This is a genomic window from Rhizobium sp. Leaf306 (assembly GCF_001423425.1).
Lineage (GTDB): Bacteria > Pseudomonadota > Alphaproteobacteria > Rhizobiales > Rhizobiaceae > Neorhizobium > Neorhizobium soli.
Genome location: NZ_LMNX01000002.1, coordinates 166,824 through 181,014 on the forward strand (window position 1 = coordinate 166,824; position 14,191 = coordinate 181,014).

The 14,191-nt window shown below is 53.9% G+C and carries 14 protein-coding genes; 9 read left to right on the forward strand and 5 right to left on the reverse strand.

Features of this window, described 5'->3' with window-relative positions; all coding sequences use genetic code 11:
• Nucleotides 1-51 precede the first annotated feature (51 nt).
• Together ASG19_RS08675 and ASG19_RS08680 are read right to left on the reverse strand one after the other, a co-directional pair.
• Entirely contained in the window at nucleotides 52-492 is a 441-nt protein-coding gene (locus tag ASG19_RS08675; protein ID WP_062455314.1) for a hypothetical protein, read from the reverse strand.
• Between the two features lie 75 nt (nucleotides 493-567).
• Nucleotides 568-1,047, reverse strand: coding sequence for a hypothetical protein (locus ASG19_RS08680; protein WP_062455315.1), 480 nt, complete (start codon nucleotides 1,045-1,047; stop codon nucleotides 568-570).
• Nucleotides 1,048-1,847: 800 nt separating this feature from the next.
• Between ASG19_RS08680 and ASG19_RS08685 the strand changes: the two genes are divergently transcribed.
• A complete protein-coding gene (locus tag ASG19_RS08685; RefSeq protein WP_156466459.1) occupies nucleotides 1,848-2,651 on the forward strand; it encodes a hypothetical protein in 804 nt (267 codons plus the stop codon).
• Nucleotides 2,652-2,654: 3 nt separating this feature from the next.
• On the opposite strand, the gene ASG19_RS08690 is transcribed toward ASG19_RS08685, so the two are convergent.
• A complete protein-coding gene (locus tag ASG19_RS08690; protein ID WP_162238136.1) occupies nucleotides 2,655-4,868 on the reverse strand; it encodes a DNA cytosine methyltransferase in 2,214 nt (737 codons plus the stop codon).
• Between the two features lie 270 nt (nucleotides 4,869-5,138).
• Nucleotides 5,139-5,726 (reverse strand): type II toxin-antitoxin system VapC family toxin, encoded by a 588-nt coding sequence (locus tag ASG19_RS08695; RefSeq protein WP_244476127.1) that lies wholly within the window; start codon nucleotides 5,724-5,726, stop codon nucleotides 5,139-5,141.
• A 304-nt stretch (nucleotides 5,727-6,030) separates the two neighbouring features.
• Here ASG19_RS08695 and ASG19_RS08700 point away from each other — a divergent pair, with 304 nt between their 5' ends.
• From ASG19_RS08700 to ASG19_RS24200, 8 genes are all read left to right on the forward strand, one after another.
• The gene (locus ASG19_RS08700) at nucleotides 6,031-6,240 is read left to right on the forward strand and encodes a hypothetical protein (protein ID WP_156466460.1); all 210 of its coding nucleotides are present in this window, start codon (nucleotides 6,031-6,033) and stop codon (nucleotides 6,238-6,240) included.
• Nucleotides 6,241-6,514: 274 nt separating this feature from the next.
• Nucleotides 6,515-7,111: a hypothetical protein gene (locus ASG19_RS08705; RefSeq protein WP_062455323.1), complete on the forward strand. Its 597-nt coding sequence runs from the start codon at nucleotides 6,515-6,517 to the stop codon at nucleotides 7,109-7,111.
• 78 nt (nucleotides 7,112-7,189) lie between these two features.
• Nucleotides 7,190-9,166, forward strand: a complete 1,977-nt coding sequence (locus ASG19_RS08710) for an AAA family ATPase (protein ID WP_062455326.1) — start codon at nucleotides 7,190-7,192, stop codon at nucleotides 9,164-9,166.
• On the forward strand, nucleotides 9,163-9,990 hold the full coding sequence (locus tag ASG19_RS08715; RefSeq protein WP_062455328.1) for a metallophosphoesterase: 828 nt from the start codon (nucleotides 9,163-9,165) through the stop codon (nucleotides 9,988-9,990). Before ASG19_RS08710 ends, ASG19_RS08715 begins: the two co-directional genes overlap by 4 nt.
• A gap of 529 nt (nucleotides 9,991-10,519) precedes the next feature.
• Nucleotides 10,520-11,059: a hypothetical protein gene (locus tag ASG19_RS08725; RefSeq protein ID WP_062455332.1), complete on the forward strand. Its 540-nt coding sequence runs from the start codon at nucleotides 10,520-10,522 to the stop codon at nucleotides 11,057-11,059.
• A gap of 255 nt (nucleotides 11,060-11,314) precedes the next feature.
• Nucleotides 11,315-11,866: a TetR/AcrR family transcriptional regulator gene (locus tag ASG19_RS08730; RefSeq protein ID WP_210168445.1), complete on the forward strand. Its 552-nt coding sequence runs from the start codon at nucleotides 11,315-11,317 to the stop codon at nucleotides 11,864-11,866.
• Between the two features lie 202 nt (nucleotides 11,867-12,068).
• Nucleotides 12,069-12,854 (forward strand): DUF429 domain-containing protein, encoded by a 786-nt coding sequence (locus ASG19_RS08735; protein ID WP_082476313.1) that lies wholly within the window; start codon nucleotides 12,069-12,071, stop codon nucleotides 12,852-12,854.
• A gap of 121 nt (nucleotides 12,855-12,975) precedes the next feature.
• Nucleotides 12,976-13,146 carry a hypothetical protein gene (locus tag ASG19_RS24200; RefSeq protein ID WP_192077366.1) on the forward strand — a complete coding sequence of 57 codons (171 nt, stop codon included), beginning with the start codon at nucleotides 12,976-12,978 and terminating at the stop codon, nucleotides 13,144-13,146.
• Between the two features lie 121 nt (nucleotides 13,147-13,267).
• On the opposite strand, the gene ASG19_RS08740 is transcribed toward ASG19_RS24200, so the two are convergent.
• Entirely contained in the window at nucleotides 13,268-14,173 is a 906-nt protein-coding gene (locus tag ASG19_RS08740; protein WP_062455336.1) for a LysR family transcriptional regulator ArgP, read from the reverse strand.
• Nucleotides 14,174-14,191 lie beyond the last annotated feature (18 nt).

Here is a 14,191-nt window from a genome sequence, read left to right on the forward strand (position 1 = left end):
TGTGCGCGATTCCATCGCGCTGTTGAATGCTTCAATTGGATGGGGTGGGCGTTAGGAAGCCAAGGGCTGTGAAACTGGCGCGGCTGAGGGGTAAGGAGATCGGCGAGGGGTGCTTCGACGAAGGAACCGCATCGCGGCATCGAATCCGTACCGACCGGCCATGACGAAGAACGGATCCAAGTCGTTGATGGCGCTGCGGAACTTGTACTTGCTCAGGAAGGGCAAGTGCCTGGATGGTGTCCGCTCGCTATTCAATTGAGCGATCTCGACTTGGTAGAGACGATAGGCTTGGGCGATTGTGGGGCGGGTCGGCGACACGTAAAGCAACACGAACGACTGCATGACCTCTTCGCTGGTCGCGTCGCGGCCCTCTGGACGCCGATAGTCCAGGTTCGTGATGCCGAACTGACCAGCGTGAAATAGCGCGGCCAAGCGGTTCATCTCTAGGGTAGAAAGCGATGTTGCTCTGCGCTTCTTGTTGGAATTGGTCATTTTGCCCTCCTTTTGGGCATGGCTTCGCGCTCGCCGGGACACCCGGACGCAGTTGGCCATCAGTTATGGTTGAGGTTAGTTGAGGGGATTCAACAGCTTGGCTATGGTAACGGGGAAATCCCGCGAGAAAGCTCTGTTGTGCTTTTCAAGCAGCTGGAATGTATGCTCCAGCGCTACTTCTACTTTTGACCGCGCCACCGAATGGACCCCGAACTTCGACAGAAGAGTCATGAGATCGGTCTTCCACTCGTCGAACTCGCAGCGTTCAACTGGTTGGCCTTTTGCGGGGTGTTGACGGCCGTTATCGATGGCGGTCGACAGGCCATTGGCAAGACGCGCCGCTTTGATCGGAGCGGCGATCGAACGCCTCCAAGCATCCATTGACGTGTGGTTTCCGACGCTGGCGGAAGACAGGCGTGCGATCGACAAACCGAACGCGTCGTCGACTTGCGTCTGATTTACTCCCAGACGGTGGTGCAGCTTTGCACCGGCGGTTGCCACTTCGATCGGAAACGCGGTGGCAATGGCGTGCTTTTGGGTCTGCTTATTGGTCATGAGCATTGTCCTTGAGACACGAAACGCTGAACTAGAATGCTGTTGGCCAAGGGGCAAACGCTATTGCCCCCACGCCCTGAAACGGTCAATTGACCTACATTCGCAGCCGCAAGCGCCGGAACGGAAGCACGAGTCCAAATCGTCAATCCATTCAGGATTAAGGACTCCGACGCGGGCAAGCGGACGATCTTGCGCATGGGGCCTCTCAATCCGGGTTCTAAAGACCCGGATACTTGCTGAGGGCACCCGGAGAGTCGGGGTCATCGTCGCCGCCTTGGAAATCGAACGCGAGATCCTCAATCGAAGCGCCCCGCGCAAGGTGTGCATCGATTTCCGAGAAAGTGACGTCGTGCAAAAACATTCCGCGATAAGTCGCCATAATAGCTGTCTCCTGATCAGCATTTATTCCCGTTCGGTCCTGGCGAGGGGAACGGTGACGGACCCTAGAAATCGCGCACAGCTCCTGCCAAAACCTGCAGCACATCTGGGGCATCGATTGGCCGACGGCCATTAGACAGTCCGATTGAAAAGAGCTGTTTTTTCTAGCGCGGCCCTTGAAATTTAGAACGCAGATACACTTCGAGCACGGGCTCGACGCGAGAACTTCATATTTTCAAGGGGTGTTCCCGGCGTCACTTTGCGCGGACGGTCGTCGCGCGTTGCCGGAGAGATGTCGTTGAGAGGCCTAAACCTATAACATCAATATCAGCGGATCGCGCTGAGTTTTGCTATTCGAAGCAACGACATGGCCTTCGTCTCCTGGACACTAGCTTTGCGCATGATGCCAGTAGTGTTAGCCAATGTCCAAAGCAAATCGATCTAACTTTAATAAAATGTTAATCATGGTTAACAGCGGCTCACGGCTGCGCCAAGCCTCGCTTGTCGCTTGCAACAAGCCTGCGAGAATTGGGTACCGATTGAAATTTCTTGGTACTCCGATGAAAAATGCTCTGCAGGAATTTTTGGAAGCGATCCGCTTCCGGTTTGAACATCAATTGAATGACCTGGGCGTGGAAGCGAAAGCGAAACGAAAATACGGCGGGCAGTTCATAGAATTCACGGGTGATGGACGATACGTGCCAGTCAACATCATGTTGAAACCGGGTGTCCTGCTTCCTCAATCAAAACTTCGGTTGGAGGAGTGCACCTTGCTTCAAGAGAAATGGTATCCGGTGCCGGTCGGCACGAACGGGTGGATCTTCTATGAGTATTCCCGCAGCGATTGGTTCGAACTCTCCGGAAAACCTGAGCAAGACTTCGCAAAGATATCCGAAACGATCAGCCGAGCTGGCGTTGTGCGCAATGCCAGTATCCATGAAAAGGTGACGGCCAACGGCCAGATCGCGCTGGCTTATGAGGAAATCACCAAGGAGCTTGAGCCACGCAACATCCGAGAAGTCAAATATACGGTGACAGACGGCATTGAATCTTTGAATTTTGCAGATGCCGAGGGCAAAGAGTGGACCCTCGGCTTCAACGCAAGTCGGGTGAAAATTTCCGTCGATGGAAAATCTGTCGGTCTTGTGGAACATGACGACAGATTTGAAATGAGGGAAATCATTCGTTCCAGGCTTGATCACATTCGGTTGTCGAAGAAGTGGTAACGCTCAGTCGTCGAAGTCATCATCGTCAAACGCCAGGTTTCGATCCTGATTTTCCTCGTCGATTTTTGAATTCTTCCACATCTGAGCGCGATACCTCATGGGGTCTGGGTGAGTGGCGCTATTGTTTACAAAAGAGGGTAGCTTCCTGTCGCGGCCACTTGTTATCTTTCGTGCTTCTGGGTCACTGTGATCGACCGACTGGCCCGTAATTGCCTTATGGATTTGACGAGCAACCGCCAGGCTCATTAAAGGGGGCCGCATGCCGGATAATTGTTGTATCTGCGAGGCTTCGTCGCCTTCCAACTCCCAGTCTGCAGGGATCCCCTGCAGCAATCGAAGTACCGAGGCTGTCAACGCGACCTTTGGCGTTCGAGGGCGTATGGGAGACTTTGCCAGCGCCTCTCTATCGCTGACGAGAGCAAAATATGGATCGCTGATGCTTACGGGCCTTCGAAGTTGTGGAGCGAATCCAGCCTCGCCCCATGCTCTGGCAGCGGCCCCAACAATTGGTAGATGAATTTTTCCCAGGTCCGGTACACACTTTTTGTTGTCTCTCAACCAGTTTAAAGCCCAACGATCGTAGGCTTGCTGTACAGGGTTCAAACCCTCCTTCGCCTTCTTGAGATCGATCTTTGAGACGCTTTCACCGAAATTCTTCTTCAAAATATGGCGAATGTGTTCACTTAGATCTGGGAACGCTGCGGACCATATTGTCCTGCCGATTGGGTTTTTGATGTTCCATTCTGGTGGAAGAAGATCGCCATACCCTTGGCCGCGTTTTAGCCCCACAAAATAGTATCTCGTTCGATTCTGCGGCACCCCAAATTCGTCAGCGCTCAGTTTCCATATTTTTGTGCGGTAGCCGAGATTTGCGAAATATTGGCGCAAGCTAAGCCGGAACTCGCGGTGACGGTCCGCTTTAAAACCCTCATCCGTTTCGAAGAAAAAGGCCTTCGGCTGCAACGAAGCAATTATCTGCTTCGTTGCAGTGAAAAGCTCGCCAATCCCGTCACCTCTATAGTCCCAAGGAGCCGTGGGTAAGGAGCCCGATACAAGGTCTAAGCTGTATGCCGATTTCCCGTCGCCACGCCAGCCGTGTATGGCATCTTGCGTGAGAGGCTCGGACAGGTCGCATTCGATAACATTCCACCGCTTGCGGTTTCTAGACAAGGTCTCAAGGGATGTCCTATCGAAATCGACGAGTGCACGAATATTGAACCCTGCGGCCTCCAGCCCCAGGGCTTGCCCTCCAGATCCCGCACAGATGTCAATGGCGTTCAGTTTGCGGAGGTCTCGGGGATGGACCTGCGGTGCTTTTCGTTGGTCCTCTTCGCGCTTTATCCCCGAAAGGAACCTAATCGCGTCGAAGCTTGACCAACTGTAGTAGCTGGTGTGCTCACCCGGCAGATCCATGTGGAACTCACGGCGTGACATCCTCTGTAGAGAGTAATGCGCTTGGGCAAGATAGGCTTCCGCCGGTTTTTCCAGTGCAATGAAGGCCCAATCTTTCATGGGGCGTGAGCATCCAGGAAATACTGAATTCAGTTCAGTGAACAACTCCTCGGCGGCCAACGCAAGTTGATCCTCGACGCCCTTCATTTTTGTCAAGAACGGAGCGTAACGCGCCGATGTCAGCATTTTCGTGCGTCGGAATGGATTGCGATCGACATACGCATGAAGGCGGGAGAATTCTCCCATCAACGCGTGGAGCGTTGAGGCCTTGTATCTGAACGAGGCTTCATGTCTCATGTTTGCCTGCGAGAACGTTTCTGCGAACGCGCGTTGGCTCGCTACGAAAAGCTTGTCGTGTATTGAAAGCGTATCTCCGCGACGACGTTCGAAAGTCCCTTGAATTTGCTCATAGCTGAAGGAAGGATCTCGTTCGATACTCCTCATAACCTCACGCCGAGCCTCACCCTCTGCACCGGGCAAGCCTGCAACTGCTTCAAAACTGACTTTGTTAGCCCTGATGATTTTCTTTTGATCTTCAGTGGGAGCAAAGTTGATGTAGGTGTTTATCTCTGTGTCGGTGAAGCCGCCGTCGCGCAACATCGTATCAACGTCAAGCTCGACTTGATGCTTTAATTGGTTCACCTCATCCAAGACCGTGAAGATCTGGGCAGTCATTGCAACCCTCATCCTCGCGAGATGTTCAAGGCCGCGCTTTAGCCGCTCTTGTGGTGTAAGGTTTTGGTTCAGTTCTTCTGCAACACTCATTTCGGGCATCGTCCACCTCGCTACCGAGGCCAAGTTGTCCCAAAAAGAGATTTGTTGTCCGCAAAAGAAATTACTCAAATGCCAAGCATCTGAGGTAAGCGACGAAATTAGACGAAGAGGGGAGAGAGCTTTGCTTACCGGCCGCTTGTTCCGGCTGACGCCTTCGAGGCGATCTTACCTGATGAAGGACCTCCTTAACTAGACGCCGCACCGAGAGCCGATGATTGTGCTGCCTTGAAGGTAGCTATCGTCAAGTATCCTGCCTACAGCTTACCGCCCGAAGACCGGGATTTGATCAATCTCGTCGCTGGAGGCGTTCTGCTCGGTTAACTCTGGCCGATTTTTATTCGCGACAGGATACATTTCGGATAGCGGTTCCATTTTCGCATGCCAAACACCTGTAGAGGGATCATAGATCCCTGGGAGCGGATAGATTTCATGTATCCTCATGAAGTCCTTCACATTCATCGTGGCAATCGGCAATCGTCGAGCCAAAGCGGCTGCAGCGATATGGAGGTCTTGCCCGCCTCGCGTTTTTTTCGATCTGCTGTCAACGGAGTTCATTCCCTGAAGCTTTGGATCAATCGCCAGAATGCCCCAGAGTGCGCCAATTTCGCTGTCTGTTTCGACTGTGGGAATTCCGGCTTTCACCAACTGATTATACCAGGCGCTGAGCTGCACCGCCTTGATGGGGTTGGTCGAGCAGACCTTGGTTATCCCCATCTGCAGCTCCATGAGAGCACCGACTGGGATGAAGTAGTTGCTTGCGGTGGCAAGAAATTCGATAACACTTTCTCGCGGACGCGGCAGCGAGGTCTCGCTAATCACGCAAGTATCGAGTAGAAATGCTTTCGTCATCTCTAGTGGTCTCCATCGTTGTCGGCAGGTTACTCGTGCCTTGGTTAACGAAATGTTGCTCCAAAATTACAAGATATAGGTAAGTAATACGGACATAATGCTTGAAAAGTAGGAGTCTGTATTTGTAATGGCGCCTTGTTTGAGTTTAATAGCTAGGGATATTTTTGTCGTTGGTTCGTTACTTACACGCGGGCCGCAGAAACAATCAACGCGACCAGAATGACTCTAGCCGATCGGGTCCGATCTCGAACGGCTGGTTGCTCTCTACAATCATCGAATGGCGTGCTAAGGAAAATGAAGGAAATTGGATCGATTCACGCAAATGCCGTACAAGGAAATCATCGTAGTCGATGAGATGGACAAGGAAGTCTTAGATTTCCTTGAAAGGCTGCGCTTGGCCGGTGAGTTCCACCTACGGTTCCGCGACGGCATGTTCACCGTCAAGATCTCCGCCGAGACCGTTTCCGAAAAAGGTCGGAAATTTCTCACGAAGGGCGGGCTCATTAACCGCTAGGTGCGGGCGGGAATTTCGTCGAGTTTTGGCGCCTCAGCGGTCTTGGCACAGGTCGCTGGTTAGCGTGCCGGGGTCCACTGGTAGTAGATGACGCTCATATTGAAGATGATCGTAACCGGTGTGACGCTGAGATCACGGTAAACTTTGCATATTGACATCCTTTGCGATGTTCCGTATCTGTTCCTCATGACGAAGATCGCTCGACCCACGATACGAATAGCCCGCTGAACTGCCCCGCCAGGGGAACGAGTTCCTGCGTCCTATTCGAGGGTTCATGATGAGCATCTCTTCTTCGCGCCATCCAGCGCAACCAAACTCCGTACAAATTTTTTATCCGCTCAGCACAGTTCGGTGCGACGGGCCCGTTCTTTTCAGAGATCAGCTGGCGCGTGATATCGCCTGCATCCTAGACGTCGATAACGACATTGTATCTTGGTCCTGCCGGTCATTTGCCCTCACGCAGGATGGCCAGACGTATCGGCCAGACTTCCATGTTCATAGGGCCGATTGCAGCTTCCTCGTCGACGGGGTGAGGGAAGAGGTCGCGCCCGAATGGGTTCGGGAACAAGCGGCCAGAGCCGATCTGAGCTACGAAACAGTTAAGTCGTCAGAACTGCCGCCCGTGAGATTGAGGAATGCAAAGGATCTGCTGCGATACGCGCGTCATGAAGCTCCTCTATCCGATAGGATTCGTCTCCTTGCTGCGCTGGACGAATGTTCCAGCCTCACCGTTGCAGAAGCCCTGATCGTCTTCCGTGAGACCAAGCCAGTGGCAGGTTTGGCATCGATGATCCTGCATCGTTTCGTCACGATAGATTTGGACGATCGCCTGATCGGCCCCGAAACGGTCATCCGTCGCAAACGCGACTAACGTCCACGTAACTCGCGATTCCATCACGCCATATTTTCCGATCCCTTTTGAAGCTGCTCCGGCGGCCAAGGATAAGTCATGTCCAACGACAAACTGAATGAGGCCGTTCGCAGTTCGGTCAAGCATCACTCCCTGTACCTGACCCTCTTGAGAGCGCTGACGAATTTTGAGCCTTTCTTTTCCGGCGGGCCCGGCATCGTAGGGCTCATCACACCGCCCGAGCACACCGCAAAAGACTACCTCGCGGCCGCAGGAGCCTATTTGTACGACGGAGCCGAGCGTGGGGATCACGATGCCTATGGCATCCTGTGTGTCGGCACTGCCGAAAAGGACCACAAAATCGAATACAACTTCAAGAGCGACTTATCAGGCAAGACCAGAGGTATTCTGATCTCGGAAATCGGAATGTTGCCGCCCCTTGTCGTCGTTTCGGTCGATGCCATCCTTCCGATTGAACCGATCACGCCTGATGATCTTCGCCAGGCGTGTAAGGTTGCCATCGATGTGAGAGTAACTTTGAAACAGGCGAGGGGTCTGTTGACCTTTCCGCCGGATGTCATGTTCTCTGCATTGCGGCGCAATCGATCAGCGGCGGATGCGCTTAAAAGGTTGCAAAACTCCTCAGCTCGGAAAGCCACCACGGTTGACCCCGGCCCTTGCGAGCAACTCTTCCTAGAGAACCTGCACGGTTATGGCCAGGCCAAGACGTGGGGTCTTCAGCTTGCCACAGATTTGAACCTCTGGCAGCAGAAGAGGCTTGCATGGTCCGACGTTGATCGCGGCCTTCTATTGAGCGGGCCGCCAGGGGTCGGGAAAACCATTTTTGCTCGGGCTCTAGCGAACACATGCGGCGTCAACTTTGTGGCGACGTCGGTAGCTCAATGGCAGGCCGACGGTCATTTGGGCGACACCTTAAAAGCAATGCGAAAGGAGTTCGCCAAAGCCTCGGTTGACGCCCCGAGTATCCTTTTCATCGACGAGCTGGATTCCATTGGGGATCGCGCCACATTCCCGACGGACCACGCCAACTATTCTAGTCAGGTGGTCAACGCTTTGCTTGAGTGTTTGGATGGCACCGCCGCACGGGATGGTGTCGTCGTGGTGGGTGCCACCAATCACCCTGACAAAATCGATCCAGCAGTTCGTCGCCCCGGCCGCCTCGACAGGCATGTGGTCATTGATCTGCCGAGCCAAGAGGATCGTCTCGCAATTATTCGCCAACAGTTGGGTCCAGATGGCTCGATTGACCTTGGAGACCTTGGACCTCTTACCGAAGCGATGGCGGGTGCTGATCTCGCGCAGCTCGTACGGGACGCGAAGCGGTTGGCTCGACGTGAAGGGCGCGGACTCGTTCTGGCGGATCTGACATCCCAGCTGCCGCCGCTAATCCCCATCACTGGCCCATTCCGGCGGTCTGCGGCAGTTCATGAAGCCGGTCACGCGCTCGTCGGCGTTCGACTGGAATACGGCCGGTTTCGAGGAGCCTTTGTTCATCGGCAATTGAATCCTCGCTTCAAGGAACAGCTGGCTGGAGCAGCGGGCTTCGAGCTTCCCGTCGTCTGGCTTCGAAATGAGCAGAAATTTCGGGACCAGATCTGTGTTCTTCTCGCCGGTATCGCAGCTGAGAAATTGATTTTTGGCAGCCATTCGGACGGAGCAGAGGCAGACCTTGCGGAGGCAACAAGGCTTGCGCTTGAGATGGAGACGCAGAATGGGATGGGGACGAAGCTGCTTCGCATGGGTAAACGCGGTGGCTGGGACCAGTTGGGCTTGCAACAGCATCACTGGGTCGTCGAAAGCGTGAACAACATCCTTGTCCGAGAGCTTGCTCGCGGACAAGAAATCCTTGATCGCGAGCGGCATCTTTTATTGGCCGCAGCTAATGAAATTGACAAGGAGGCGCATCTTTCGCCGGAGCGGTTCGCCGAACTTGAGGCAGGACTGCCCGAAGCAAGACTGGTCGAAAACTCACAAGAGAAGTCTCGCCGCCAAAGCGGCGGCCATGGCGAGCGGAAGCCGCAAAGACCTTCTTCCAGGAAGGAGGTGCGGTCATGAAAATCTGGCTAATCAGCGATATGCATTCGTCACCGTTGGACCTGCTTTATGGAAACGTCCTAGATGTTCCAGAAGCCGACCTCTGCGTTTGCGCAGGCGATGTTGCTGGCTCAATCGAACGCACAATCAATTTTGTTTTCTCGGAGATCGCGCATCGGATGCCGGTGGTGATGACACTTGGAAACCACGACTACTATGGCTCAAGCATCCAGGAGACACTCGACTACGTCAGGCGAGCGACCGCCGGGACCAATGTTCACGTCCTTGAAAACGACGAATTCAGAAAGGGGGATCTTCGCATTATCGGCGCGACGCTTTGGACCGACTACGCTGTTCGAGCCCATGCGTCGGGTCGCCTTCCCATCGATCAGCGACGGGCAGCAGCGATGGAGGCCTGCTACCGCGTTATGGTCGATTTCAGAACAGTCCGGGCGTCGGGAGGACACGGTGGAAGCAGCCTTATCACGCCCGATGAATTGTATTCCAGGCACAAAGAAAGCCGGGCGTACATCGAGAGAAAGTTGAAAGAGCCGTTTCAGGGCACGACGATGGTCCTGACGCATCATGCCCCGACACCACGATCTTTAGATCCCCGGTTCAGGGGACAGCTGTCAAATGCGGCCTTTGCCTCGGACCTGTCTGCCGTTATCGAAAAAGGCCGCCCGGCATTTTGGGTGCATGGGCACGTCCATCGCTTCTGTGATTACATTCAGTCGGAAACGCGTATGATTTGCAATCCGTTGGGATACCAACGTGAACGCGGCGGGTGGACCGGGTTTCGACCGAGTTTTGTGATCGAGACGACGCCGGAGGGCAGGGGGTGATGCCCGGAGCCCGATTTTTAAATTTCGATATCACCACCCATGAAGGTAAAGCTGAAAGCTTCTGCGTGGAGCTAGCGGTCCTTGGACCCTTGGAGATTACTTGCATCCTGAAGCAAACCCAGATTGATTCGCTGTCGCTAGCGAGCAAGGAAGGTTTCAGACCGCTTTCACCCAAACTGGTCGAAATCCAATCCGCTGAAACTTGAAGTCTAGTTCAGGCCGATCGCCCGCAAATGCGAGCGCAAGCTAGTTCAGAATGACATGGAATACATAACTGTGCAGCTCGACGAAGATGTCTAGCGTTTTAAGCACATTATCGAATGGTTAGGTGCCCCTGAGCTTCAACGATCGAGATTTGTAAGCGAGCAGACCGACCATAGTATGGGAATGGCCAGGTCGGCGATCGCTTCCGCCATTTCACTCCTCGTCGAAGGCGGTGCTTCAGATAAAATTTGGAGTCTCCGAAGGCAACAGCCGAGAAGAGTACAACTTGGTTGACGACGAGGACGAATAGTCGCCTTTTTTTCTGATGTTCAACGCAGCAGCAGTTCGCCAAATGCTCTCCGAGCGCTACCGCTCTATGACCATTACGTTTGTTGACAGGCGCAATTTTCCGGGCAACACTTTTTACATCGAGTATATCGGAATTTCGACTGAAGTGTTTGTTAGCTCCCGTTCGTCCGCTGATACAGCGGACTCTGAAAAGCCGTGCGACTTCACCGCCTTCGAGATCGATGATGCGCTCAGATCCCGTCTACAATCTATCGGCTCGTTCGGATGCGACACTATTTGGTATGGTAGCGTACCTTCAACACTTACAACAGGGCACATAGACAGGCGCCGTTGGCTGTTTGGTGTGCTGGGGTTGGATTGGGTATTTCAAGTTTTCGAGACCGGGGACGAAGGAACTATCAGCTGGGATAATTACAAAAATCTTTCTCTGGAAAGAAGCTGGGAGATTGTTGAGGAGGCCCAAACCGAAAGCTCGAAATTCCTAACTCATGACGCAGTATTTCTCTGCATCTTAAAGGGCGTCGAGGAATTCCGATCTCAGCGGCCATTCGGATAATGGCTGTATTCGCCAATCGGCCGGACGCCCACGTTTCACAGCTTCGTTGTCTTTAATGGCCCGATGACATTTTCGGGAAGGCGTTTCTATGGCCAGCCGGAGTTCTTGACGCTAAAAGATTATATGCGACCGCTGATTTTCTGTAGCGATCGTCATGGATAAGCCAAACTTCGGTTTTGCGCCTCCGAAAGGGGTATGTGGTTGGGTAAGGGAAGAACAAGGGGCTTCGATCGCGATGTAGCCTTAGAGGTCGCGATGCAGCTTTTTTGGAGACGTGGCTTCGTGGGCACGTCAGTTTCGGACCTATGCACCGCAATGGGCATTACTTCGCCCTCCATGTACGCCGCGTTTGGAAACAAGGAGGCGCTATACCAGGCTTCCTTGGAGCACTTTTCCGAAACTCGCGGTTTACCGATTTGGCTGAAGGTTATGGAAGCGAAAACCGCCCGTGAGACGGTCGAAACTCTTTTAAACTGTACAGTCAACGCCTATACGGATCACAATCAGCCGCTTGGATGCATGTCAACCTTAGCGATAGTTACCCAAGATGAATCACCTAAGCTAGCTGAATTAGTGAAAGCGGGCCGTGAAAGCACGTATCAAATGCTTAGTGAGAAGTTCCAGGCTGCGGTGGATTCAGGTGAATTTCGGCCCGACACAGATGTAGCTAGTCTTGCTAGGGTGTATCTGACGATGCTGCAAGGTATCTCCATCCAGGCGAGAGACGGCGCTCCACGAGACGCTCTTTTGGCGATGGTAACCGCGATGATGGCGGGATGGAACGCAATAACACAACAAGGCGATTAAGATCCGCACGTAGTGAATTTTGAGAAGCAGGCTCTGACGGCGAACTTTGCAACCGGCTTGGTCAAAGCTCACCATTTAACGGTGCCGGGCGACCGTTATCCTGGTGCACCTATCAGACGTCCGTCATTAGAATTCTATTAGATATGTTTCCGAGTATGCTCGACGCCGTTAAGTCATCGGAGCCAGACAGGGCGCGGCAATGATGAGATCAGTTCTTGGCATTGATGCCGCTTGGACCCATGTCGAGCCCAGCGGGGTAGCTTTGGTGACTGACGACGGAGGAGGGTGGCGGCTGTTGAAAGTTGCGTCGTCATACCACGCATTTCTATGCGACAATCTTTCTATGAATGCGAGGCATCGCGGTTCAACGCCCGATCCCCAAGCGCTTCTGGCAAAGTCCGTATCTGATGCTGGGAGCGCGATCACCATCGTTGCGATAGACATGCCATTATCGACTGTCCCTATAGTTGAGCGTCGAACGTCCGATAATCTGATCTCGTCGTTGTATGGCGCCCGACACGCGGGCACTCACTCCCCAACCGCACTGCGACCGGGTAAGCTCAGTGACGAACTAACGTTGGCGTTTCAGCGCGAGGGATACCCTCTGCTTACGTCGGAAAACTCACTTCCTGGCCTCATAGAGGTCTACCCCCATCCTGCTTTGATCGAACTGGCGAGCGCCGCACGAAGGCTCCCGTACAAGCACGCCAAGTCTGGCAAATACTGGCCCGGTGAAACCTCAACGGTCCGTCGCCAGAAGCTGTTTGAGATTTGGCAACACATTGTGGATTTGCTGGAGCGCCAACTGCAAGGCGCTGCGGCAGCCCTTGTGTTGCCGGACCTCGGTTGCCGAAGCTATGAGCTAAAGGCATTTGAGGACGCACTGGATGCAGTGGTCTGCGCGTGGGTAGGTACTTGCGTTCTCGATGGGACAGCGAAGGCGTACGGCGACGACCGGTCGGCGATCTGGATACCGACAGGCGGCTGATAACCCGAGACACATCATGGAGGAGGGCGTCTCGGTGGCTTCCTGCAAAATGCAATCCCACAGCGAGTTGGCAGACGCCGTTGTCGCGCTACGTTAGGTGGATCGGCAATCGAGGTTGGAAATGAAGCAGACTGATAGAATCGCGAAGCGGGAGGAAACTGATCGTGCGGCCTACGAAATCCTGGACAAGGAAGCCGCCGCACGTGAGCAAAAGACCGACCGGTTGCGAAAGCTGAGAATGTCGCGGGAGACCGATGAACGACAAAAGATTGAAAGCGATAAAACGTCCTAAGAGGCCGCAACCTGTCAAGCCGAGCGTCATGAGCGGAACGGAAACGACTATGCTACGCACTCCTTTCCCGACCCGCACCGATGATCCTTCTCTATAGACGACCGCAACCCGCCTTGAGCGGTCATTCCGCCTGAGCAAGAGAGCGCCTGGCAACATCCACGATTGTCGATGTCAACTTAGCAAGACGATCCGCCGCCAACCGGTTGATGTGCCAATATAAGGGAATCTCGAGAGAAGTATCTGGGATCAGCTCTACAAGGCGACCAGCTGACAAGTGGTCTCTGGCGAGGAAGGCCGGGTTCATCCCCCACGCCATGCCCATCAGCGTGGCGTCGAGAAAGCTTTGGGTCGATGGCAACCAATGTGTCGGCAAATTCACGTCAGCACCGAGTGTGCGGCGAACCCACTGCAATTGAAGTCGATCTTTTTGGCTGAACGTCAGCGTCGGCGCATCGGCCAACGCCTCCGGTGTGACTCCGTCGGCAAAGTGTCTGGCAATGAACTGCGGACTAGCGGTCGCGTGATATCGAAGTGCGCCAAGCGGAAAACGCCGACAGCCCGATATAGGCCTTTCCGAACTTGATACAGCTGCAACGACTTTCCCCTGCTGAAGCCAATCTCCAGTGTAATCTTCATCGTCGACTGAGATGTTCAAAAGGTAGCTCGACGATTTCGAGAACTCCGACATCGCTTCCAGGAACCATGTCCCGAGACTGTCGGCATTGGTGGCGATTCTTATGGTGACCCGTTGTCGAGGGTTGTCTTTGTCAGCTAGCGATGGCAGTCCTTCGAACAGGTCGTGCTCCAGCATGCCGACGTTTTCCATATGACGACAGAGCTTTTCGCCTTTTGCTGTCGCCACGCAGGGCGAGCCGCGCACCACAAGCGCTGCACCGACCCGTTCCTCCAGCTGCTTGATGCGTTGCGATACAGCCGAGGGCGTAACGCTCATCGCAGCGGCTGCCTTTTCGAAACTGCCGGATTGAACAACAGCCAGCAGAACACGAAGCGCGGAATAGTCAATCATTAGTTTCACTTAACCTAC